This window comes from Bradyrhizobium sp. 45 (genome assembly GCF_023073155.1).
Classification (GTDB): Bacteria; Pseudomonadota; Alphaproteobacteria; order Rhizobiales; family Xanthobacteraceae; genus Bradyrhizobium; species Bradyrhizobium canariense_D.
The window spans coordinates 35,035-58,680 of sequence record NZ_JADPIX010000155.1; the positions used below are offsets into that span (position 1 = coordinate 35,035).

21 protein-coding genes are annotated in these 23,646 nt (G+C 64.6%); 9 read left to right on the forward strand and 12 right to left on the reverse strand.

Going from position 1 to position 23,646, the window contains the following annotated elements; translation table 11 throughout:
• Positions 1-111 precede the first annotated feature (111 nt).
• Entirely contained in the window at positions 112-2,988 is a 2,877-nt protein-coding gene (locus IVB42_RS40500; protein WP_026232774.1) for an EAL domain-containing protein, read from the forward strand.
• Positions 2,989-3,001: 13 nt separating this feature from the next.
• On the opposite strand, the gene IVB42_RS40505 is transcribed toward IVB42_RS40500, so the two are convergent.
• Positions 3,002-3,271 (reverse strand): hypothetical protein, encoded by a 270-nt coding sequence (locus tag IVB42_RS40505; protein WP_018454627.1) that lies wholly within the window; start codon positions 3,269-3,271, stop codon positions 3,002-3,004.
• A gap of 144 nt (positions 3,272-3,415) precedes the next feature.
• On the opposite strand from IVB42_RS40505, the gene IVB42_RS40510 reads away from it, so the two are divergent.
• A complete protein-coding gene (locus IVB42_RS40510; RefSeq protein ID WP_247294148.1) occupies positions 3,416-4,912 on the forward strand; it encodes a diguanylate cyclase in 1,497 nt (498 codons plus the stop codon).
• Positions 4,913-5,018: 106 nt separating this feature from the next.
• Here the strand turns inward: IVB42_RS40510 and IVB42_RS40515 are convergent, their stop codons facing one another.
• Entirely contained in the window at positions 5,019-5,894 is an 876-nt protein-coding gene (locus IVB42_RS40515) for a UTP--glucose-1-phosphate uridylyltransferase (protein ID WP_026232775.1), read from the reverse strand.
• Positions 5,895-6,097: 203 nt separating this feature from the next.
• Between IVB42_RS40515 and IVB42_RS40520 the strand changes: the two genes are divergently transcribed.
• Positions 6,098-7,495, forward strand: coding sequence for a lytic murein transglycosylase (locus IVB42_RS40520; protein ID WP_198293349.1), 1,398 nt, complete (start codon positions 6,098-6,100; stop codon positions 7,493-7,495).
• A 215-nt stretch (positions 7,496-7,710) separates the two neighbouring features.
• A complete protein-coding gene (locus IVB42_RS40525; RefSeq protein WP_018454631.1) occupies positions 7,711-9,399 on the forward strand; it encodes an SGNH family hydrolase in 1,689 nt (562 codons plus the stop codon).
• Positions 9,400-9,573: 174 nt separating this feature from the next.
• On the opposite strand, the gene IVB42_RS40530 is transcribed toward IVB42_RS40525, so the two are convergent.
• Both IVB42_RS40530 and IVB42_RS40535 read right to left on the reverse strand, forming a co-directional pair.
• Positions 9,574-9,942 (reverse strand): CsbD family protein, encoded by a 369-nt coding sequence (locus IVB42_RS40530; RefSeq protein WP_018454632.1) that lies wholly within the window; start codon positions 9,940-9,942, stop codon positions 9,574-9,576.
• Between the two features lie 73 nt (positions 9,943-10,015).
• Positions 10,016-10,753, reverse strand: coding sequence for an SDR family oxidoreductase (locus IVB42_RS40535; RefSeq protein ID WP_018454633.1), 738 nt, complete (start codon positions 10,751-10,753; stop codon positions 10,016-10,018).
• Positions 10,754-10,852: 99 nt separating this feature from the next.
• On the opposite strand from IVB42_RS40535, the gene IVB42_RS40540 reads away from it, so the two are divergent.
• Both IVB42_RS40540 and IVB42_RS40545 read left to right on the forward strand, forming a co-directional pair.
• Positions 10,853-11,632 (forward strand): SDR family NAD(P)-dependent oxidoreductase, encoded by a 780-nt coding sequence (locus IVB42_RS40540; protein ID WP_018454634.1) that lies wholly within the window; start codon positions 10,853-10,855, stop codon positions 11,630-11,632.
• Positions 11,633-11,833: 201 nt separating this feature from the next.
• Positions 11,834-12,721 carry a TauD/TfdA family dioxygenase gene (locus tag IVB42_RS40545; protein ID WP_018454635.1) on the forward strand — a complete coding sequence of 296 codons (888 nt, stop codon included), beginning with the start codon at positions 11,834-11,836 and terminating at the stop codon, positions 12,719-12,721.
• Positions 12,722-12,878: 157 nt separating this feature from the next.
• Here the strand turns inward: IVB42_RS40545 and IVB42_RS40550 are convergent, their stop codons facing one another.
• Positions 12,879-13,523, reverse strand: coding sequence for a YqgE/AlgH family protein (locus tag IVB42_RS40550; RefSeq protein WP_018454636.1), 645 nt, complete (start codon positions 13,521-13,523; stop codon positions 12,879-12,881).
• Positions 13,524-13,665: 142 nt separating this feature from the next.
• On the opposite strand from IVB42_RS40550, the gene IVB42_RS40555 reads away from it, so the two are divergent.
• The 3 genes from IVB42_RS40555 to IVB42_RS40565 all read left to right on the forward strand — a co-directional run bounded on the left by IVB42_RS40555 (position 13,666) and on the right by IVB42_RS40565 (position 17,022).
• Positions 13,666-14,505, forward strand: coding sequence for a protein-disulfide reductase DsbD domain-containing protein (locus tag IVB42_RS40555; RefSeq protein ID WP_018454637.1), 840 nt, complete (start codon positions 13,666-13,668; stop codon positions 14,503-14,505).
• 138 nt (positions 14,506-14,643) lie between these two features.
• A complete protein-coding gene (locus IVB42_RS40560) occupies positions 14,644-16,002 on the forward strand; it encodes a flippase (RefSeq protein WP_018454638.1) in 1,359 nt (452 codons plus the stop codon).
• Positions 16,003-16,197: 195 nt separating this feature from the next.
• Complete coding sequence (locus IVB42_RS40565) at positions 16,198-17,022, forward strand: sulfite exporter TauE/SafE family protein (protein ID WP_018454639.1); 825 nt, start codon at positions 16,198-16,200, stop codon at positions 17,020-17,022.
• Positions 17,023-17,069: 47 nt separating this feature from the next.
• Here the strand turns inward: IVB42_RS40565 and IVB42_RS40570 are convergent, their stop codons facing one another.
• The 7 genes from IVB42_RS40570 to IVB42_RS40600 form a co-directional block, all read right to left on the reverse strand.
• On the reverse strand, positions 17,070-17,858 hold the full coding sequence (locus tag IVB42_RS40570; RefSeq protein ID WP_018454640.1) for a 3-hydroxybutyrate dehydrogenase: 789 nt from the start codon (positions 17,856-17,858) through the stop codon (positions 17,070-17,072).
• 1 nt (position 17,859) lies between these two features.
• Positions 17,860-19,035: a patatin-like phospholipase family protein gene (locus IVB42_RS40575; protein WP_018454641.1), complete on the reverse strand. Its 1,176-nt coding sequence runs from the start codon at positions 19,033-19,035 to the stop codon at positions 17,860-17,862.
• Between the two features lie 78 nt (positions 19,036-19,113).
• On the reverse strand, positions 19,114-19,617 hold the full coding sequence (locus IVB42_RS40580) for a CAP domain-containing protein (protein ID WP_026232777.1): 504 nt from the start codon (positions 19,615-19,617) through the stop codon (positions 19,114-19,116).
• A gap of 90 nt (positions 19,618-19,707) precedes the next feature.
• A complete protein-coding gene (locus IVB42_RS40585; RefSeq protein WP_026232778.1) occupies positions 19,708-20,745 on the reverse strand; it encodes a sulfate ABC transporter ATP-binding protein in 1,038 nt (345 codons plus the stop codon).
• Positions 20,735-21,646, reverse strand: coding sequence for a sulfate ABC transporter permease subunit CysW (gene cysW / locus IVB42_RS40590; RefSeq protein ID WP_018454644.1), 912 nt, complete (start codon positions 21,644-21,646; stop codon positions 20,735-20,737). The genes IVB42_RS40585 and cysW overlap by 11 nt, the downstream gene beginning before the upstream one ends.
• 10 nt (positions 21,647-21,656) lie before the next feature.
• Positions 21,657-22,493, reverse strand: a complete 837-nt coding sequence (cysT, locus tag IVB42_RS40595) for a sulfate ABC transporter permease subunit CysT (protein WP_083926373.1) — start codon at positions 22,491-22,493, stop codon at positions 21,657-21,659.
• Positions 22,494-22,529: 36 nt separating this feature from the next.
• The gene (locus IVB42_RS40600) at positions 22,530-23,543 is read right to left on the reverse strand and encodes a sulfate ABC transporter substrate-binding protein (protein ID WP_018454646.1); all 1,014 of its coding nucleotides are present in this window, start codon (positions 23,541-23,543) and stop codon (positions 22,530-22,532) included.
• Positions 23,544-23,646 lie beyond the last annotated feature (103 nt).

A 23,646-nucleotide genomic window follows, 5' to 3' on the forward strand; every position in this document is an offset into this window, starting at 1 on the left:
TGCTTTCGTGGCATCTATCGCGACGCACCGAACCACCTTGTTCCGTTCGGAAAACGCCGTGCACCGAAGAGCCTGCACCGAAGAGTTTGCGTCGAACGCGGAGAACTGACCTTGCGTCTGATCAGGTGCCTCGCGCCCATAGCGCTGGGCCTCATGATTCTCGTCTGCGCGTTCCCGGCGCGCGCGCTGGACGCTGTCAGCGTCCGCGGTGACGCGCCCGCGATCGACCTCACCGGCGTGCTCGAGCATCAGCGCAGCGACGCCGACCGCATCCAGGTCTCGACCGCGCCCGGCACCGACGGCATCGTCCGCCGCATCGAGGTGCGCGCCCGCGAAGGCGGCCAGAACTGGGTGGTGTTCGCGCTCGCCAACAACACCGACGACCAGCTCGACCGCCTGATCGTCGCTCCGCATTACCGTATCGTCTCCTCGGGGCTGCTGTGGCCCGACCTCGGGCTGTCGCGCATCGCGACCATCACGCCCTCGACCGGCGACCGGCCGGAGCGGCAGGAGAGCCCGACCGCCGACGTCTTCCGCGTCACCCTCGATCCCGGCGCGGTCGTCACCTTCGTCGCGGAGCTGCGCACCGACAAGCTGCCGCAGCTCTATCTGTGGGAGCCGGAATCCTACAAGGACAAGGTCAACTCGTTCACGCTGTACCAGGGCATCGTGATCGGCATCTCCGGCTTGCTGGCGCTGGTGCTGACAATCCTGTTCGTGGTCAAGGGCAGCATCATGTTCCCGGCCGCCGCGGCGCTGGCTTGGGCGGTGTTGGTCTATATCGGCGTCGATTTCGGCTTCTGGGGCAAGGTGCTCGACATGTCGAACAACGCCGAGCGCATCTGGCGCGCGGCGGGTGAGGCGATCCTGGCGGCGACGCTGCTGGTGTTCCTGTTCGCCTATCTCAATCTCAGTCGATGGCACGTGCGCTATTCCCACATCACCGTGGGCTGGCTCGCGTTCCTGGGATCACTGGTGGCGCTGGCCCTGTTCGACCCTGCGGTGGCCTCCGGCATCGCGCGCATATCGCTGGTGCTGATTGCCTTCGCCGGCTTCGCGCTGATCGTCTATCTCTCCACCCACGGCTTCGACCGCGCTGTGCTGCTGATCCCGACCTGGTTCCTGCTGGTGGTCTGGGTGGTCGCGGCCGGCATGACGGTCGCAGGCTCCGTCACCAACGACATCGTCGGCCCTGCGCTGCTCGGCGGCCTCGTGCTGATCGTGATGCTGATCGGCTTCACGGTGATGCAGCATGCGTTCGCCGGCGGCGGCGCCACCACCGGCGTCGTCTCCGACATCGAGCGCCGCGCGCTGGCGCTGGCCGGTTCCGGCGATTTGATCTGGGACTGGGACGTGTCCGCCGACAAGGTCTTTACCAGCCCTGAGACCGAGGCCCTGCTCGGCCTCAAGCGCGGCACGCTGGAAGGCCCGGCCGCCTCCTGGCTCGAAGTGCTGCACCCGCTCGACCAGGACCGTTTCCGCGCCGCGCTCGACAGCGTGCTCGACCAGCGCCGCGGCCGCTTGGTGCAGGATTTCCGCCTGCGCACGCCGGACGGTCACTTCATGTGGTTCGCGCTGAAGGCGCGCCCGGTGGTCGGCTCCGACGGCGAGGTCTCGCGCGTGGTCGGCACCCTCACCGACGTCACCGAGCTGCGCAACGCCGAGGAGCGCCTGCTGCACGATTCGGTGCATGACAATCTCACCGGCCTGCCCAACCGCAAGCTGTTCATGGACCGGCTCGGCGCCGTCGCGCATTTCGCCAAGACCATGCCGACGCTGCGGCCGACGCTGATGGTGATCGACCTCGACCGCTTCAAGCAGGTCAACGATTCCGTCGGCATCGCGGTCGGCGATTCCATCCTGCTGACGCTGGCCCGCCGCCTCACCCGCATCCTGAAGCCGCAGGATACGCTGGCGCGGCTCGCGGGCGACCAGTTCGGCTTGATCCTGCTCTCGGAGCAGGACCCCGCCCGCATCACCGCCTTCGCCGAGACCATCCGCAAGACCATCCGCGCGCCGATCGCCTTCAACGAACGCGAAATCTTTCTCACGGCCTCGATCGGCCTCGCCTTGTCCGATCCGCAAGTTCAGCTCACGGACGAGATCATCAAGGACGCCGAGCTCGCGATGTATCACTCCAAGCGCATCGGCGGCGACCGCATCGACGTCTACAAGTCCGCGATGCGCGCGCGAAAAACCGACCGGCTGACGCTGGAGAGCGAACTGCGCCGCGCCATCGAGCGGCAGGAGCTCACGATCCTGTACCAGCCGATCGTGCGGCTTGAAGACCGTTCGGTCGCCGGCTTCGAGGCGCTGGTGCGCTGGGATCATCCCAAGCTCGGACGCATGGCGCCCTCGGAATTCATCACCATCGCGGAAGAGACCGGCCTGATCATCGACCTCGGCATGTTCGTGCTCGACCAGACCGCCAAGCAGCTCTCGATCTGGCAGCGCGCGATGCGCTCGCGCGAGCCGATCTTCGCATCGGTCAACGTCTCCTCGCGCCAATTGCTGCGCCACGATCTGATCCACGACATCCGCACCGTGCTGTCGCGCTCCTCGGTCGCGCGCGGCACGCTGAAGCTGGAGCTGACGGAATCGCTGGTGATGGAGAATCCGGAGCACGCGGCGCAGATGCTGACGCGCATCCGCGAACTCGGCACCGGGCTGTCGCTCGACGATTTCGGCACCGGCCATTCGTCGCTGGCCTATCTGCAGCGCTTCCCGTTCGACACCATCAAGATCGACCAGTCCTTCGTGCGCACCACCAACCGCGGCACCCGCCCGGTGATCCTGAAGTCCATCATCGCGCTCGCGCACGACCTCGGCATGGACGTGGTCGCCGAAGGTGCCGAGACCGATTCCGACGCGGTCGAGCTCTACCAGATGGGCTGCGAATACGCGCAAGGGTTTGCCTTTGGCGAACCCATGGATGCCGACGCCGCGATGCGCCTGCTCACGGAAGTGCGCCTGGAAGCGGCGAGCTGACTTTCCCTTCGCCTCACCCAGGCCTGCGCCGGTCACTCTTCAGCTTGGTGAACCGCACGCTCGCACCGTCCGGCATCCGCATCGCCTTGAAACCCGCGGCGAGGCAGGCTTCGCGTTGCGGCATCTGGATATCCGGGCTGCGCAGGCTGTCCCACCATGAGGCACGATTCGCCGCGCGCGGCAGGGCCGCGCCGATAATCTCTTCGATCTGTTCATAGGTCAGCACGAATTCCGCCTGCTTCTGCCGCATCAGATAATCGCGCAACGCGTCGTAGTCGTTCACCGCTGTCCTCTTCGCTGGTCGAAGCTCCGCTTTGCCCAAAAACGTGAGCCGCGGAAACCAATTTTTAACTCATTCCGGCAGCGCCGTCCCGGCTTAAACACTACTCAAGCTTTCGGGCGCATTCACTGGTGTCGGGAGCAAACGATGTTGTCTCGATGGCGCGACGTCACGGCCCGCCGGCCATGGCGGCTTTCGGCGAAGCTGCTGATCATCTCGTCCGTGGTGACGGTGATCGGCTTTTCCGCCATTTGCGTCAACGTCATGCTGGACATGCGCCGCGGCGAGGAGGCGCTCGCCCGCCAGACGCTGGAAAACCTGGCGACGACCATCGAGTCCGACGTCAGCCGCAACATCGAGATCTACGATCTGGCCCTTAAGGCGGTCGCCAGCAACATGCTGCTGCCGGAAATCGCCACGGTCTCGAAGCCGATCCGTCACCTCATCCTGTTCGACCATTCGACCACGGCGAGGCATTTCGGCGCGATCCAGGTGTTCGACGCCGACGGCCGGTTGACCATTGACGCCTCGACGCTCGATCCCGTTGTCGTGAACCGGGGCGACGAGGATTACTTCAAGGCCCATCGGGACAATCCGCAAGCCGGGCTCTTCATCAGCCGTCCCATGCTGTTCCGCGGCGCTTATTCGATCGTGCTGAGCCGGCGCATCAGCGATACCGACGGCGGCTTTCTCGGCGTCGTCGCCGGATCGATCCGCTTCAGCTATTTCCACGAATTGTTCGAGCGGCTGAGCCTCGATCCCGACGATACCATCACCGTGCTCAGGCGCGACCGTACCGTCATGATGCGGCGGCCGTTTGATCTCGACGTGATCGGCACGAATCTGGCCGACCGGCCGGTCTGGAAGGCCGAAAATCTGAAGGTCGGCAGCGCATTCGCCGGACAGGGGCCGATCGACGGCACGCCGCGGCTCTATGTCCGCAGCGGTGGGACCAGCCCGCTATTCGTGGTGGCAGGTAAGCCACTGAACACCGTGTTCGAGCTCTGGCAGAGGGAAGCCTACCGCATCGGCGCCGTGGTCGTGGCGCTCAGCCTGTTCATGCTGGCATCGACGCTGGTGCTCGCGCGCGAGATCGGCCGGCGCGCCGAGGCCGAGCGCAAGCTCGAGGAGATGGCGACGACCGACGCGCTCACCGGCCTGAAGAACCGCCGCAAGTTCGACCAGGTGATCGACGTCGAATGGCGCCGCGCGATGCGGCAGCAGACGCCGATCGCGCTCTTGATGATCGATGCCGATCACTTCAAGGCCTACAACGACACGTTCGGCCACCAGGCCGGCGACCAGGTGCTGGTCGGCATCGCCATCTGCATTTCCGATTCGGTGAGCCGCGCCGGCGACTGCGCCGCGCGCTATGGCGGTGAGGAATTCGCCGTGCTGCTGCCGGGCACCTCGGTCACGGACGCCCTCCTGGTGGCCGAGACGATCCGCGCCAAGGTGCAGGGATGGTCCGACGACCACACGAGCTCGACGGTGTCCTGCGGCATCGCGAGCCTCGTTCCCACCACCGGCATGGACTGGCCGATCCTGGTCGCCGCCGCCGACAAGGCGCTCTACGCCGCAAAAGCCGGCGGCCGCAACCAGTCGGTGGTCGCAAGCTTGCCGAAGCTGTCGCTGGTGGCGTGAGGGTTTCGTTCCGTCATTGCGAGCGAAGCGAAGCAATCCAGACTGTCTCCGCGAAGACAGCCTGGATTGCTTCGTCGCTTCGCTCCTCGCAATGACGAGCGGAGCGCTACTGCCCCAGATACTTCTTCATTTCCGCAATGAGCCCGTCACGCAGCTCCGGCCGCTTCAGGCCGTAGGCGATGTTGGCGCGGAGGAAGCCGGGCTTGGAGCCGCAATCATGGCGCTCGCCCTCGAACTCGACGCCGTAGAAGCTTTGCGATCTGGCGAGGCCGATCATGGCATCGGTGAGCTGGATCTCTCCGCCGGCGCCGCGCTCCTGGGTCTCCAGGATCTTGAAGATCTCCGGCTGCAGGATGTAGCGGCCGGTGATCGAGAGGTTGGAGGGCGCGGTGCCCTTGGCCGGCTTCTCGACCATGCCGTCGACCTCGAACATCTTGCCGGTGCGTTTGCCGACGCCGCAGATGCCGTATTGATGGGTCAGATGGTCGGGCACCGCCTCGACCGCGATGACATTGGATTTTTCGCCGAGCTTGCTGGCGGTGTCGATCATCTGCTTCAGGCAGCCGGGCGAATTGAGCACGAGCTCGTCCGGCAGCACGACCGCGAACGGCTCGTTGCCGACGATGTCGCGTGCGCACCAGACCGCGTGACCGAGGCCGAGCGGCGCCTGCTGGCGGGTGAAGCTGACGGCGCCGGCCTCCGGCTGGTTCTGCGCCAGAACGTCCTGCTCGGTCTTCTTGCCGCGCGCGGCCAGCGTCGCATCGAGCTCGAACATCCGGTCGAAATGATCTTCGATGACACTTTTGTTGCGGCCGGTGACAAAGATGAAGTGCTCGATGCCGGCTTCCCGGGCCTCGTCATAGACGTACTGGATCAGCGGCTTGTCGACGATCGTCAGCATTTCCTTCGGCATCGCCTTGGTGGCGGGCAGGACGCGGGTGCCGAGGCCGGCAACGGGAAATACGGCTTTGCGGATTTTCATGGGATTGATCGAATACCTGAGGAACACGTGAAGGGAGCAATGGCATCTTGCTAGCTTGTTTGCAGCCGCCAACAAAGGCGGATGTGGGGCCTCATCCTCACAGAGTTAAGAAAAAGGCCACCATCAAAATTTCACCTTTGTTAAGCTGTTGGCAACCGTAACCAGGCCTCCTGATGGCGGATTTTGGCCGGACAGGTGTGGACATGATGCAATCAATGGCAGGGCTGGCAAAACGGGGCGGGTCCGTGACCGGTGCGACGATGATTGCGACCGCCCTGCTGTTCCCACTTCCCGCCAGCGCGCAGGCTCAGAACGGTTTGTCCAATCTGTTCGGCGGTATTTTCTCCGGCCCGAACCAGGCGCCTTCGCCAGCAGCGCCCGGGCCCAGCGGCGCTCAAACGGGAGTTCAACCTTGGACCGGCGAGGATGGCGCCTCCGGGCATCCGCTGATGACAGCCGCCGCGATCCGAGAGGCCGCGGGTAACTTCAACAATTGCGTCGCAGGCATGTGGCCCGATGCCGCACGGCGCAACATCACGCAGGAAAATTTCCAGCGCTTCACTGAAGGCCTCGCGCCCGATCTGCGCATCATGGACCTGATGGATTCGCAGCCCGAGTTCACCAAGTCGATTTGGGATTATCTCGACATCCTCGTGAACGACAACCGCCTCGCCAAGGGCCGCGAGGTCCTGGCCAAATACAAGGCGCAGTTCGAGGCCACCGAAAAAGCCACCGGCGTCGATCGTTATGTCATCGCCTCGATCTGGGGCATCGAGTCCAACTACTCGACGCAGATGGGCGACCGCAGCGTGCTGCAATCGACCGCGACGCTCGCCTGCATCGGCCGCCGCCAGGCTTACTTCAAGGACGAATTCCTCTCCGCGCTGGAGATCCTCAACCGCGGCGATCTCAGGCCCGAACAATTGCGCGGCTCCTGGGCCGGCGCCTTCGGCCCGACCCAGTTCATGCCGACCGCGTTCAAGCGCTTTGCCGTGGACGGCGACGGCGACGGCCGGCGTGACGTCGTCGACAATCCCTCCGACCTGATTGCGTCGACCGCCAACAATCTGAAGAAGGACGGCTGGCAGGCCGGCCAGACCTGGGGCTACGAGGTCGTGGTGCCCCAAGGCTTCAACTACATGCTGGCCGACCGCGCCAAGGCGATGACGGTAGCGCAGTGGGAGAAGCTCGGCCTCAAGCGCCCGACCAACCAGCCCTTCCCGCATCCAGCCGAGAAGGCCTATCTGCTGGCGCCGGCCGGTGCCCAAGGGCCCGGCTTCCTGATGCTGCAGAACTTCCGGGTCATCATGAAGTACAACCCGGCCGAGGCCTATGCGCTGGCGATTGGCCATTTCGCCGATCGCCTCCGCGGCGGCCAGCCGTTCGTTCAGCCCTGGCCGCGGCAGGAACGGGAGCTGTCCCGGACCGAGCGGCTGGAACTCCAGCAGCTGCTGGCCCAGCGCGGCTTCTACAGGGGCACCCCCGACGGCCAGTTCGGCGGCCAGACCCGGGAAGCCCTGCGCAACTTCCAGGCCTCGATCGGGGTCCCCGCGGATGGATTTGCCTCCTCCGACGCGCTGAATCGGCTGCGGGGGCAGTAAAATCGCGCCGAAAGTAACCCTGAACAGGGATTTTGGCCGGCGGTCTTGACCGGGGCGGCGGTTCGCCGTGTATGGGCCAATAATTCTGGGCCGAGAATCTGGGCCCAGAATCTCAAGGATCTGAAGAGAATCTGAAAGAGAATCTGCCCGTTTGGCGCCCGATTCCGTTATTATATCGAGCCTGTCCTGATCCCTATTGCACGTGCCGAGATCGCATGTCGAAGAAGTCCCTGTTCAAGGTGCTGACCGAGACCGGCCCGCTGATCGCGCTGGGGACGGCGCTTGCGATTCTGGTGTCGGTCGCGGGACCCGCCTCGGCGCAGTTCTTCAACTTCCCCGGCTTCGGCGGCCCGCCGCAGCGCTCGGCTCCGCCGCCGCCGCGCAACGGCGGAGGCGGAGGCGGCGGATGGTTCGGCGGCGACTTCTTCGCGCCGTTCCAGCAGCAACAGCCGCAAGCGCCGCGCCAGGATTTTTCGCGCGCACCGGCGCCGGCCAAGCGCGACACCATTCCCGACAGGAACGTGCTGGTGATCGGCGACGCCATGGCTGACTGGCTCGCCTACGGCCTGGAGGACGCCTACACCGAGCAGCCCGACATGGGCGTGATCCGCAAGCACAAGACCACGTCGGGCCTAATCAAGTACCAGCCCAAGGGCGAGCCCTCGGACTGGACCGCTGCTGCGAAAGGCATTCTCGAGACCGAGAAGCCCGACGTGATCGTGGTGATGCTCGGCCTCAACGACCGCATCGCGATCCGCGAGGCGGCAGCACCCGATAAATCGGACAAGGCGACGGACAAGGACAAGAAGAACGACAAGGGCGCGCGCGGCAAACCACCGGCCAAGCCTGGCGATGCCAAGCCCGGCGACACCGCCGCGAAGCCGGATGACAAGCCGGCCGATGCCGACCTGCCGCAGGATGATGCCGACAACGCTGACGCACCGGCGGTCGCCGCGCCCGAGAAGACCGCGCGCAACCCGAACGGCCTCTACGAATTCCGCGACGAGCGCTGGGTCGAGCTCTACGGCAAGAAGATCGAGGAGCTCGCCAACGTCCTCAAGTCCAAGGGCGTGCCGGTGCTCTGGGTCGGCCTGCCCGCCATCCGTGGCCCCAAGGGCACCGCGGACATGCTGTTCCTGGATTCGCTCTATCGCGAAGGCGCGGCCAAGGCCGGCATCACCTATGTCGACGTCTGGGACGGCTTTGTCGACGAAGCCGGCCGCTTCTTGCAGAAGGGCCCGGACTTCGAAGGCCAGATCCGTCAGCTCCGCAGCGGTGACGGCGTCTATTTCACGAAACCCGGCGCGCGCAAGCTCGCCCACTATGTCGAGCGCGAGATCACCCGCCTGCTCGCCGGGCGCTCCGGCCCGATCGCGCTGCCGAGCGAACCGGCGACCCCCGACACCAGTGCCGAACCCGGCAAGCCCGCGCCGCGGCCGCTGGCCGGTCCGATCGTGCCGCTGGTTGCGGCCTCGATCTCGACCGATCAATTGCTGGGTGGGCCGGGCTCACGTCCTGCCGCCGTCGATGCGCTCGCTGCGAAGACGATGGTGAAGGGCGAGCCACTGGCTGCGCCCGCCGGCCGCGCCGACGATTATGCCTGGCCGCGCCGCGAAGTCGGCCGCGAGCAGGCCAAGGGCGATACGCCGGTCGCCACGACGACACCCGATGGCGGTACGCCGGGTGCGGCCGCGGCGATCGCCCCGCCAAAGCTTGCGCCGAAGAAGCCACCGGCGCCGCAGCAACCGGCACAGGCAGCGCCATCGATGCGCGATTTCTTCGGCTTTGGCTCGCCGCCGCCCCCGCCGCGTCAATTGGCGCCGGCGCCGCGCAATCCGAATCCCAACCCTGCGATCCCGCGTCCGCCTGGCAACGTCGGGCGATCGGCGGAAGTGTTCCGATAATTTTCTAAGCTGAGCTCTCGTGTCCCGGACGCGCTGCAGCGTGAAACGCTGCTGCGCAGAGCCGGGACCCAGCTCGTCCGACAGTCACAAAAAGAATGGGCCCCGGCTCGGCAACGCGGCGTACGCGCCGCGCTGCGTCCGGGGCCCTGATGCTTATCGCGCGTTGGCTTTAGCCTAGTAGCGCCAGCGCGGCGGCGGGCGGCGCGAAGGCCGCGCCATCAGCAGTGCCAGTGCAAAGCCGATGCCGCCGGCGACCAGCAGCGCGCCCATCGGGTTGTCCTGCACCTTCTGGGCAATCGCCTGCGAGCCGTCACGCAAGGTTTCGGCCGGCTTGTCGTAGGCGTCCTTGGCATAGCTTGCCGCGGTGTCCGTGGCGTCACGTACGGCATCCTTGGCCTGGCCGTAAAGATTCTGCACACTGCCGGCGGCTTCGCGTGCCTTGCCGGACGCCTGTGTCTGCGTATCGCTAGCCAAATCTCCGATAGCGCCTTCCGCGCGTCCGGCGAATTCCTTGGCCGATCCGACAATCCGATCCTTATCCATGATGCTCCTCCTCGGGGGTCAGCCCAAGTAACCGATCAGGAGCGGCGCAGTTCCATCTGACTTGAAATTGGACTCAGAGAATCAGCCCGCCGTCGACGACCAATGTCTGGCCGATGATGTAGGACGACAGCGGCGATGCCAGGAACAGCGCCGCGCCCGCCATGTCAGCCGGGGTGCCCAATCGCCGCAGCGGAATGCGTGAAAGTGCACCTTCGAGCCGCTTGGGATTGTCGGTCGTCACCTTCGTCATCTTGGTGTCGACCAGACCGGGCGCGATGCCGTTGACGCGGATGTCATCTTCGGCCCAGGCCTCGCCCAGCGTCCGCGTTAGTCCGACCGCGCCGGTCTTCGACGCGTTGTAAGCGGGATTGCCCATGGTGGAATGATAGGCCGCGGTCGAGGACACCATAATCAGCGATCCCCGCGCGTCCCGCAACATGGGATGGAAGCGCGTGGCGCAGGCCATCAGGCTCATCAAATTGACCTCGACGACCTTGCGAAAGCCCGCCATCTCGAACTCGCCGCGGCGATAGAGCACCGCGCCCTGTGCGAGCACCAGGATATCGAGCCGATCGAACGACGGCTTGAACGCTTCGACCGCTCCGGCATTGCCGACGTCGAGCTGCGCATAGGAAAGACCGGTGAGATCCGAGCCTTCAGCTTGCGAATATTCCTTCGCGTGAGCACGCGTGCCGCAGACCGCAACCTGCGCGCCCCTGACGCGAAAGGCTTGCGCAATGCCGTTGCCGATGCCGCTGGATCCGCCGACAACCAGCACCTGCTTGCCTGAGAAATCGAGCTCGTTCGTCATCGCTGGCCTCCCTCATTGTCTTGCTTGTTTGACCTGTCTGCGGATCGATGACAGCCTTGTCAATCACAACAAGAACAAGCAGGGCTCAGAGGAAACAGCATGGCCGATTTCAAACAACTCAGCCGGTCCGTGAAGGGCCTGACCGTTCTCGTTACCGGCGCGGCCAGCGGCATGGGACGCGCGACGGCGCGCGTGTTTGCCACTGAGGGCGCGAACGTTGCCGTCACCGATTATGACGAGCAGGGCGCGCTGGCCGTCGCGAAGGAGATCGTGGCAAGCGGCGGCGCCGCGAAAGCCTGGAAGCTCGACGTTGCCGACGGCGATAAGATCAAGCGCGTGGTCGGCGACGTCGCTGCACATTTCGGTGGACTCGACATCATCGTCAACAATGCCGGCATCTCCGTGCGCGTCGCGATCGACGACGACGCCTATGAGGAAGCCTGGGCCAAGGGCCTCGCGGTGATGCTGACGGCGCATCCGCGCATCATCCGCGCCGCGCTGCCTCACTTGCGCAAGTCGAAGAGCCCGCGCATCGTCAACATCGCCTCGACCGAGGCGCTCGGCGCCACCGCATTGCACGGCCCCTATTCGGCGGCGAAGGGCGGCGTCGCCAGCCTCACCCGCTCGCTCGCGGTGGAGCTTGGCCGCGAGGGCATCACCGTCAACTGCATTTGCCCGGGGCCGATCCGCACCGCCATCACCGACCGGATCTCGGAAGAGCACAAGACCATCTACGCCAAGCGCCGCACGGCACTCGGCCGCTACGGTGATCCGGAAGAGGTCGCGCACATGACGCTGAGCCTGTGCCTGCCGGCAGCGTCCTTCCTCACCGGCGCGGTCATCCCTGTCGACGGCGGCCTGATGGCGCGCAACGCGTAAGCGGCACCAAAGGTGCGTAGCCTGGATGGAGCGCAGCGCAATCCGGGGTTCTCACATCGCAGGAAGACTCCCCGGATTACGCTTCGCTCCATCCGGGCTACGGGCAGCTATGCGCGCCCAGCGTTGACATCGCTTGTTACGGGAGTAACTTTTTCCTCGACAGAGCGGGACCAACCGCTCGCGGTTCGCGGGAGAAACGTCATGACGATCGCCATCCGGCAGCTTCACAAACATTTTGTCGGCGAGGTCTCGGGCCTCGACCTGCGGCAACCTCTCACCGAGGCCGAGGCGCGCGAGATCGAAGCCGCCATGGACAAATATGCAGTGCTGGTGTTCCACGACCAGGACATCACCGACGAACAGCAGATGGCCTTTGCGCTAAACTTCGGCCAGCGCGAGGACGCGCGCGGCGGCACGGTCACGAAGGAGAAGGACTACCGGCTCCAATCGGGCCTGAACGACGTTTCCAATCTCGGCAAGGACGGCAAGCCGCTGGCAAAGGACAGCCGCGCGCACCTGTTCAACCTCGGCAATTGCTTGTGGCATTCCGACAGCTCGTTCCGCCCTATCCCGGCAAAATTCTCGCTGCTGTCGGCCCGCGTGCTCAACCCGAAGGGCGGCAATACCGAATTCGCCGACATGCGGGCGGCCTATGACGCGCTCGACGACGAGACCAAGGCGGAGATCGAGGATCTCGTCTGCGAGCACTCGCTGATGTATTCGCGGGGATCGCTGGGCTTCACAGAATACACCGACGAGGAGAAGGAGATGTTCAAGCCGGTGATGCAACGTCTCGTGCGCACCCACCCGGTCCATCGCCGCAAGTCGCTCTATCTCTCATCGCATGCCGGCAAGATTGTCGGCATGAGCGTCCCCGAGGGAAGGCTGCTGCTGCGCGATCTCAACGAGCACGCCACACAAAGCGAGTTCGTCTACGTCCACAAATGGAAGCTGCATGACCTCGTGATGTGGGACAACCGCCAGACCATGCACCGCGTCCGCCGCTACGACCAGTCGCAGCCCCGTGACATGCGCCGCGCGACGGTGGCGGGCACGGAGCCAACGGTGCAGCAGCAGGCGGCGGAGTAGTTCTCCAGTCGTCCTGGACCAGCGAGCGAAGCAGCGCCGATCCAGGACCCATTACCACCGATGTCCAGTTCGGCGAAGGCTGGTGGTTGCCAGCCTGCTTCAACAATTGCAGCCTGGGGTAATGGGTCCTGACCTTCGCCAGGACGACACTGAGGCGCTACGCGTGCCCCGCCTCGTTCGAGAGCATGCCAGGATCGATGCCGATCTTACGCAGCGCGCGTCCGTATTTTTCGTCGACGTCGTCGCCGAAGATCAAATCCGAATCCGCGTCGCAATGCAGCCAGCCATTGCTCTGGATCTCGGTCTCGAGCTGGCCCGGCGCCCAGCCGGCATAGCCGAGCGCCAGGATGGCGTGCTTGGGGCCGGAGCCGTTGGCGATCGCGCGCAGGATGTCGACGGTCGCGGTGAGGCAGACGCCGTCGTCGATCCGGAGCGTCGCATTCTCGATGTAGAAATCGCTGGAATGCAGCACGAAGCCGCGGCCGGTATCGACCGGACCGCCGCGCAGCACCTTCATGCTTTCGGCATTCTCCGGCAGCTTGATGTGCTCGCCCTTGTTGATGATGCCGAGCTGCTGCAACAGCTCGGGGAAGTCGATGCTGCCGGCCGGATGGTTGACGATGATGCCCATCGCGCCTTCGGCGGAGTGGGCGCAGAGATAGATCACCGAGCGCTCGAAGCGCTCGTCGCCCATCACGGGCATGGCGATCAACAGCTGGCCGTCGAGGTAGCCCGCCGAACTCGGGAGCGCGGGGGCTGGCTTGCGGGTGCTTTCGCCCGTCCTCTTGCCTGTGGGAGCCATCGGTGAAGCACTCCGGTTTCAATTCCTATCCTGATGTCGGGCCGGGCCGCTGTCAAATCAAGGCTTTCAGGGACTTGATTCAAGTGCATCCATCACAAGCAATTCAATGGTTTGCCGCCGGGCGACCCTGTAAAGACGTACCATGCTGACAAGAGTTCCCCGGCGTGCGGCGATTGGCGTCGCGACAACCCTGCTCGCGTCCTCGCTGGCGCTTGCGGCCCATGCCGACGACGCATCGCCGTGGCAGCGCGACGGACATTCCGCGGTGCGGTTGCTGGCAGGATCGCGCAGCGGCGCCGTCCTGCTCGGCGGTATCGCCTTCCAGATCCAGCCCGGCTGGAAAACCTATTGGCGCATGCCGGGCGATTCCGGCGTTCCGCCGCGCTTCGATTTCTCGAAGTCCGACAATGTCGAAGCGGTGACGGTGATGTGGCCGGCCCCGCAGAAATTCGACGACGGCGCGGGCGGCCATTCGATCGGCTATCACGACCAGATCGTGCTGCCCCTGCGCATCATCGCCAAGGCGGCCGACAAGCCGGTGACGTTGCGCGCCGAGATCAATTATGCGGTGTGCGAAAAGCTTTGCATTCCCGTCGAGGCCCGCGCCGAGCTTGGCTTCAACAGCGTCGCCTCGACCGAGGACGCCAATTTGCGTGCAGCGCTCGACACCGTGCCCAAACCTGCCGCCATCGGCGATCCCAATCCGCTCACCATCCGCGACGTGAAGCGTGATGGGCCCAAGAATGTGGTGGTCGACGTGGTCGTTCCGGATGCGCGCACCGTCAGTCTGTTCGTGGAAGGTCCGACGCCCGATTGGGCGCTGCCCATCCCGGCGCCGGTCGAGCCCAGCCCACCGGGCGTGAAGCGATTTTCTTTCGAACTCGACGGCCTGCCGCCGGGCGCCCAGCCCGGCGGCGCAGCGCTGAAGTTCACGCTGGTCGGACCGGAGAAGTCGTACGAGTTCAATACCAATCTGGAGTGAGTGGTCGTCCTGGCGTTCGCCCGGACGACATCTTTGATCCAACCGAATCTTAACGAATGGTTGCTAATCCCCAGGGCTACTGCGGCAAGTCTGCCGCAGCATTCGTGTGCGCCTCGGGGATCCTTCGAATTGGCCGTGATGGATGCAGAACCCGCAACGACCGGACCTGCCGGCCTCATCGCGCGGCTGCGCGACAAATTGACGGGCGGGTCGAGCGAAGCGTCGCTGACGCGGCGGCTGGCAGGCACCATCTTCCTCATCCGCGTGATCAGCGCCGGCCTTGCATATTTCTCGCAGGTCCTGCTCGCGCGCTGGATGGGGACGTCGGACTACGGCGTCTATGTCTATGTCTGGACCTGGGTGCTGCTGCTCGGCAGCATGATGGACTTTGGCATCTCGGCCTCCGCGCAAAAGATCATTCCGGAATACCGCAGCCGTGGCGAGCATGCGCTGCTGCGCGGCTTTCTCTCGGGCAGCCGCTGGCTGACCTTTTGCGCCTCCACGCTGGTCTCGCTCGGCCTCGCGGGCATCGTCAAATTGCTCTCGCCCTGGATCGATCCCGCCGAAGTGCTGCCGCTCTACATCGGCTGCATGACGCTGCCCGCTTTCGTCGTCGCCAACACCCAGGACGGCATCGCCCGTTCGCATGACTGGATGCAACTCGGCCTGATGCCGCAATTCATCATCCGCCAGACACTAATCATCGGCATCACGGCTTGCGCCTTCCTGCTCGGCTATCATCTCGGCGCGGTTGCCGCGATGATCGCGAGCGCAGGCGCGGTGTGGATCGCGATGACCGGGCAGATGGTGGTGCTGAACCGCAAGCTCGCCGATCACATCGAGGCGGGCCCCAAGGCCTACGACGTCGGCGGCTGGCTCGCCGTGTCGCTGCCGATCCTGCTGGTCGAAAGCTTCTATTTGCTGCTGTCCTATACCGACGTGCTGGTGCTTCAGCAATTCCGCCCCTCCGACGAGGTCGGCGTCTATTTCGCCGTGGTGAAGACGCTGGCGCTGGTCTCCTTCATCCACTACGCGATGTCGGCGACGACCGCGCATCGCTTCGCCGAATACAACGCGGCTGGCGACAAGGCGCGGCTGTCGGCTTACGTGGCGCATGCCATCAACTGGACGTTCTGGCCGTCGCTGGCGGCGACCATCGTGCTGCTCGCGCTCGGCAAGCCCCTGCTCTGGCTGTTCGGGCCGCAATTCGTGATCGGCTACGACATCATGTTCGTCGCCGCGATTGGCCTCGTGGTCCGTGCCGCGATCGGCCCGGTCGAACGGCTGCTCAACATGCTCGGCCAGCAGAAGATCTGCGCGCTGGCCTATGCGCTGGCCTTTGCGATGAACCTGGTGCTCTGCATCGCGTTGGTGCCGCGCTTCGGCGGCCATGGCGCGGCGGCCGCGACCTCGATCTCGCTCAGTTTCGAGACGGTGCTGCTGTTCTGGATCGTGCGACAGCGGCTCGGCCTGCACGTGCTGGCGTTTGGGAAATAGACTTCCGACTGCCTTCGCGTGCTGCTCTCGGGGAACGGCTGCTTCGAAGCATGCCCGGGAACAACGCGAAACACCTATTTATTGCCAAGGGCACAGCACGATTTTTCTTATTTGGCCCAAGCGGTTGCACCGCAGGGAAAGTTTATTCTACGTCGTATTGCCCAACTGACGAGATAAACCTAAGATTCCCTGGACATGATCGATCCACTCTACGTCGCCTCTGGTTTCGGCGTCGGCCTGCTGGTCGGGATGACCGGCGTCGGCGGCGGTTCGCTGATGACGCCGCTGCTGATCCTCCTGTTCGGGATTCATCCATCGACCGCGGTCGGCACCGACCTGCTCTATGCTGCCGCCACCAAGACCGGCGGCAGCGTGGTGCATGGCTGGTCGCGCAGCGTGCACTGGCCGGCGGTGCTGCGGCTCGCCTGCGGCAGCCTTCCGGCGAGCGCGCTGACGCTGCTGGTGCTCTGGAAGCTCGACCTCAAGAGCGATTCCGAGCGCAATCTCGTCAACCTCGTGCTCTGCTTCGCGCTGCTGCTGACAGCGACCTCGCTGATCTTCCGCAGATCGATCATGGAGCGCTATCGCCGGCGCCTGGAGCAGGTCGATGACCGCGCCACGGCGATCGCGACGGTCGTCACCGGGATCGTGCTCGGTGTGCTGGTCTCGATTTCATCGGTCGGCGCCGGCGCGGTCGGCGTCACCGTTCTGCTGCTGCTCTATCCGCGCCTGCCGGTGGCGACCATCGTCGGGTCCGACATCGCCCATGCGGTCCCGCTGACGCTGATCGCCGGAATGGGGCACTGGGCGCTTGGCGACGTGGATTGGGCGCTGATGGGCGTGCTGCTGTTGGGCTCGCTGCCCGGCATCGTCGTCGGCAGCTTTAGCGCGACGCGCGTGCCCGAGACGGTGCTGCGCCTCACACTCGCCAGCGTGCTGTTCGTGGTCGCCGGCAAGATCATGTTCGCGGAGCTGCACCTGTCCTCGGCATTCGAGACGGCGCTGGCCTGGACGCACTGAACGAAAATGGCGGAGCTCGGCTTCCGCCATTCGCCAGCGATCGCGGTCTACTCCGCGGTCCAGCCGCCGTCGATCGACAGATTCGTGCCGGTGATCTGCGCGGCATCGTCGCCGCACAGGAACAGCGCGAGGGCTGCGACCTGCTCGGAGGTGACGAACTCCTTGGTCGGCTGCGCGTCGAGCAGCACGTCGTTGATGACCTGGTCGCGCGTGAGGTTACGGGCCTTCATGGTGTCGGGGATCTGCTTCTCCACCAGCGGCGTCCAGACATAGCCGGGGCTGATGCAGTTGCAGGTGATCTTGCTGGTCGCGACCTCGAGCGCCACGGTCTTGGTCAGGCCGGCGATGCCGTGCTTGGCCGAGACATAGGCCGACTTGAAGGGCGAGGCGACCAGCGAATGCGCGGAAGCGGTATTGATGATGCGGCCCCAGCCCTTCTTCTTCATGCCCGGGACGGCGGCGCGAATGGCATGGAACGCCGAGGACAGGTTGATCGCGATGATCTGATCCCATTTCTCCGGCGGGAATTCCTCGATCGGCGAGACGAACTGGATGCCCGCATTGTTGACGAGAATATCGACCGAACCAAAGCTCTTCTCGCCGAGCGCGACCATCCCGGCGATCTCGGCCGGCTTGGTCATGTCGGCCGGCGAATAGACCGCCTTCACGCCGAAATCGGACTCGATCTTGGCGCGCTCCTTCTCGATGTCCTCCGGCGAGCCGAACCCGTTGATGACGACATTGGCGCCGGCGGCGGCGAAGGCGCGCGCATAGGCAAGTCCGATGCCGCTGGTCGACCCGGTCACGACGGCGTTCTTGCCTGACAGACTACCCATATTATTCGCTCCTTCTTGGCGGGGGCGCAGTGACGTCCCCCGTGAGATCGTAGGTCACCATGGTCTCGCCGGATTGCGGCCGCTCGAGCCAATCCTTGTGGCGCATCGACAGATGCACGTCACGCACGCCGGCTTCCCAATGCTCGACCATGGCGACATGCGAGAAATCGTAATCCTTGGACGAGGATTCGTAGTTCTTGCTGCGGTAGATCAGGTGCACCACAGTCACGGTGCTTTCGCGCGATACCTTGGCAAGGAATTCCACGGAAGGGTCGTTCTTGAGATAATCGGGCAATTTGGAAATCAGGTCGCGCACGGCCCTGCGGGCGTTGTGCACCTGCTTGTTCTTGTCGGTGTTCATCCGCGTGCGGCTCGAGAAGCGGATGTCCTTCTCGCGCTCGGTCGCCTCGAGTAGCGAGGTCGGCAGATCGCCGCGGGCGCTGAACAGGTCGATCTGGAAGATCAGGAGATCGCGGTCGGTCTCGGCGTCCAGCACGTAGTCGAGCGGCGTGTTGGAGGCAATGCCGCCGTCCCAATAATGCTCGCCGTCGATCACGATGGACGGAAAGCCGGGCGGCAGCGCGCCGGAGGCCATGATGTGCTCGGGTCCGATTTTCTTGCCGAGCTTCCTGAACTCGAAATTGTCGAAATATTTGAAGTTGCCGGAGGTAACGCCGACTGCACCGACCGACAGCCGCGTCTTCAGATCGTTGATGCGGTCGAAATCGACCAGACGCTCCAACGTCTTCTTCAGGGGTGCAGTATCGTAATAGCTCTCGGCCTGGGGGCTGCCGGGCGGCCAGAGCGGCGCGGGCGGCATGCGCGGAACGAAGAAGCCGGGCACGCCGAAGGTCGCGATCAATGCGGCGCTGGTCGAATTGAACAGTTCGCGGCTGTGCTCGCTTTTGCCGATCGGCTTCCACGGCACCGGCGCGGAGACCATCTCCCAGAATTCCTTGAGCCGCTTGACGCGCGTCTGCCCTTCGTTACCGGCGATGATCGCGGCGTTGACCGCGCCGATCGAGATGCCGGCGACCCAGTCCGGCTCGAAGCCGGCATGGCAGAGCGACTGATAGGCGCCGGCCTGATAGGAGCCGAGCGCGCCGCCGCCCTGGAGGACCAGGACACGTTGCGCGTTCGCGGGGATAGTTGCGACTTCCGGGCTATGATCGGTCATGCGGGAACAGTAGCAGATGGCGAGCGACCGTGGCGACAGTCTGCCGCGGCGTCAATGCATCCCGTGATCAAGTCTGGCTTATCGGGAGTCCGTCGAGGCCAGGATCATGGTCCAGAACACCTTGTATTTGGTGCCGGGAGCATAGCCCGCCGCAATGCCCAATTTTGTGACACCGCTCTTGAGCATGTTCGCGCGGTGCGGGGGCGAGTCGCGCCAGCCGGAAAACGCTTCCGCCAGCGTATGATAGCCGGCCGAGACGTTCTCGACCGCAACGGTCGCCGGATAGCCGCCGGCGCTGAGGCGCTTGGCCAGCGGCGCGCGGACGTCATGGTCCATCTTGTTGGCGGCAGCCATGGCCTGGGACTGAGATTCGGCGAGCCGCATCAGTTCGGGGTCGATCACGAGGGTGCCGAGCCCGTTGTTCTGGCGGTATTGCGAGATCATGATCGCTGCGGCCTGCGCGTCGAGCTTTGCGCCCGGGACAGCCATATCGGCATACATCGAGGGCTGCTGGACCGATGCTTCGTTGCCGGCGCAGCCGGCGAGCAGCAAAAGGATTGATATCGCGGCCGCGACGCGCATGAACAGGAGCCCCCAAATCAGGCGCCGTTGTTGCATACCAACCGTGGCTGAAAGGTGAATATTGAGGAAAAATTGACCGGTTGACCCCGCTCAGGCGCCCCCAAATATCCGGTAGCGGCGGGGCTCCAGGCCGATCGTGTCGCCGGCGCGCAGTTCCCTGTCCCGCGGAGCGTCGATCTCGATGGTCTCTCCGCCTGATAATGCCACCTCGGCCCGCTGCACGGGACCGAAATTCCGGACGTGCTGCACGGCGCCCTCGAAGGCACCGCTGCCGGGCGGGCCAACGAGCATGTCGTGCCGCCGCACGAACAGTCTTGACGCGCCAGGCGCAAGCCCATCTGCCGCGAGCTGAAGCGGCCGGTCGCCAAGCCTGATGACGCCGTCGGCGATCAGGACCGGAAGCTCGATGGATTCGCCGATGAAGCTGTGGACGAAGGCGGTCGCCGGGCTCTCATAGACGTCATCGGGCGAGCCGATCTGCTCGATCTTGCCCTTGTCCATCACCACGACGCGGTTGGCGACTTCGAGCGCCTCCTCCTGGTCATGGGTGACGAAGATCGAGGTGACGTTGATCTCGTGGTGCAGCGAGCGCAGCCATTTACGCAGCTCCTTGCGCACCTTGGCATCAAGCGCACCGAAGGGTTCGTCGAGCAGCAGGATACGTGGCTCGATCGCGAGCGCGCGGGCCAGCGCGATGCGCTGGCGCTGGCCGCCGGAGAGCTGGCTCGGGTAGCGGTCGGCGAGCCAATCGAGCTGCACGAGATCGAGTAGCTCCTTGACGCGCGCACGGATGGTCGCTTCGTCCTTGCGGATCGCGCGCGGCTGCACGCGGAGGCCAAAGGCGACGTTCTCGAACACCGTCATGTGGCGGAACAGCGCGTAGTGCTGGAATACGAATCCGACGTGCCGCTCGCGCGCGCCCTGCGCCAGCGCGTCCTCGCCGTTGAAAGATACCTCCCCGGAATCGGGCCAGTCCAGCCCCGCGATGATCCGCAGCAGCGTGGTCTTGCCGGAGCCAGACGGACCGAGCAGCGCGAGCAGCTCGCCGTCATTGACCTTGAGGTCGACGCCGTCGAGAGCTTTGAAGCTGCCGAACTTCTTGACGAGATTCCTGACTTCAATGCTCACTTGCGTCATGTCCTTCGTCGAGATGATTTTCGAGAACGGTTTTCGCGACCAGCGTGATCAGCGCCAGCATCGCGAGCAGCGAGGCGATCGCGAACGCCGCGACGAACTGATATTCATTGTAGAGAATCTCGACCAGGAGCGGCATCGTGTTGGTCTCGCCGCGGATATGGCCGGAAACGACGGAGACCGCGCCAAACTCGCCCATCGCGCGCGCGTTGCAGAGCAGGACGCCGTACAGCACGCCCCATTTGATATTGGGCAGCGTGACGCGGAAGAAGGTCTGCAGGCCCGAGGCGCCGAGCGAGATCGCGGCCTCCTCCTCCTGCGTGCCCTGCTCCTGCATCAGCGGGATCAACGCCCGCGCCACGAAGGGGAAGGTCACGAAGGTGGTCGCAAGCGCGATGCCCGACACCGCGAACAGGATCTGGATGTCGTGATCGCGCAGCCAGCCGCCGAAATAGCCCTGCGCGCCGAACAGCAGCACGAAGACGAGGCCCGAAATCACCGGGCTGACCGAGAACGGCAAATCGATCAGCGTGATCAGGAAGGTCTTGCCCGAGAATTCGAATTTTGCAATCGCCCAAGCCGCGACCAGGCCGAAGACGAGATTGAGGCCGACGGAAATTGCAGCAACCAACAGCGTCAACTTGATCGCGGACAGCGCCTCCGGGTCGGTCAGCGCGGCGAAATAAGCGCCAATTCCCTTCGAGAAGGCCTGCGCGAACACCACGACCAGCGGCAACACGACGAAGACTGATAGAAAGGTCATCGCCAGCGCGATGATGACGATGCGGACCGCGCGCGGTTCGGTGCGAAGGTTGTTCCGCGCGGCGGCTGCGTACGCGCGTGCCTTGGCGTCGGAGGCCGGGAGTGGGACGGAATCTGCGATCTGCATCGTCATGGCCCCGTCCTCACCGCACCGGAATCCGGCTCTGCGCCCAGCGCTGGAGCCGGTTGACCGCGAAGATAATGACGAAGGACACGACCAGCATGACAACCGCGATGGCGGTCGCATCGGCATAGCGGAATTCGGAGAGCCGGATCACGATCAGCAGCGGCGCGATCTCGGAGACGTTGGGCAGATTGCCGGCGATGAAGATCACCGAGCCGTATTCGCCGACCGCACGCGCGAAGGCGAGCGCGAGTCCGGTGAGCAGCGCCGGACCGAGCGAGGGCAGGATCACGCGAATGATGGTCTGCCAGCGGCTCGCGCCAAGGCTGCCCGCGGCCTCCTCGATCTCTGGGTCGAGATCCTGGAGCACCGGCTGCACCGTGCGCACCACGAACGGGATACCGATGAAGATCATGGCGACGAAGATGCCGACCGGCGTGAACGCCACCTTGATGCCGGCCGCCGCAAGCGGCGCGCCGAGCCAGCCCTTCTCGGCGAACAACGCGGTCAGCGCGACGCCGGCAACCGCCGTAGGTAGCGCGAACGGCACGTCGACGATGGCATCGAACAGCCGCCGACCGGGGAAGCGGTAGCGCACCAGCGCCCAGACGATGATGCTGCCCATCACCAGATTGACGCAGGCGGCTGCGAAGGCGAGTCCGAAGGACACGCGCAACGCATTCAGGGTGCGGCGGCTGGAGAGGATGTTCCAAAACTGCTCGGGACTCAGCTCGACCGATTTCAGGAACAGGCCGGCGAGCGGAATCAGGATGATGATCGACAGCCAGGATAGCGTCAGCCCCATGGTGAGACCGAAGCCCGGCAATGTCCGGCGTCGTGCTGCGATTGCGCTCACCAGGCCCCCTGTTTAAGCCCCGCCGACAGCGCCCGATCAGTTCTTGTAGATCTGATCGAAGACGCCGCCGTCGGCAAAATGTTCCCTCTGCGCCTTGGTCCAGCCGCCGAAAAGTTCGTCGATCGTGAACAGCTCGACCTTCGCGAAGGAGTTTTCATGTTTTTTGGCGATCTCGGGATCGCGCGGACGATAGAAGTTGCGCGCCGCGATTTCCTGACCTTCCTTGGTGTACCAATATTGCAGGTAGGCATCGGCGACACTACGGGTGCCTTTTTTATCGGCAACCTTATCGACGATCGTCACCGGCGGTTCCGCCAAGATCGAGAGCGGCGGCGCCACGATCTCGAATTTCTCCGGACCGAATTCCTTGAGCGCCAGGTACGCCTCGTTTTCCCAGGCGAGCAGCACGTCGCCGACGCCGCGCTCGACGAAGGTCACGGTCGCGCCGCGCGCACCGGTGTCGAGCACCGGCACCTGCTGATAGAGCTTTCCGATGAAATCCTTGGCCTTGTCCGCCGAGCCGTATTTCTTCTGCGCAAAGCCCCAGGCGGCCAGATAATTCCAGCGCGCGCCGCCTGACGTCTTCGGGTTCGGCGTGATCACGGCGACGCCGAGCTTGAGCAGATCGTCCCAGTCCTTGATGGCCTTGGGATTGCCCTTGCGGACCAGGAACACAATGGTCGAGGTATAGGGCGACGAGTTTTGCGGCAACCGTTTCTGCCAGTCGGCCGTCGTGAGGCCTTTGCCCGCGATGGCGTCGATGTCGTAGGCGAGCGCAAGCGTCACCACGTCGGCCTGCAATCCGTCGATCACGGCGCGCGCCTGCGAACCGCTGCCCCCATGCGACTGCTTGATCTCGACGCTCTTGCCGGTTTCCTTCTGATAGGCACTCGCGAACGCCTTGTTGAACTCGACATAGAGCTCGCGCGTCGGATCGTACGAGACGTTCAGCAGAGTGATGTCAGCGGCAAGAGCCGCGCTTGCCAACAAGCCTGTCACGAGCAGTCCTGCCGCGAGCGGAACGATACGACGCATCATGTCCATCTCCATTCACATCAATGACGTCGGCGTCATCGATGGCAGGCATAACTCGGGGCGAAACGCGCTTAAGTCAACGGAACCGGATTTTCTTGTTCGTAGCCGGGCAGCGTAA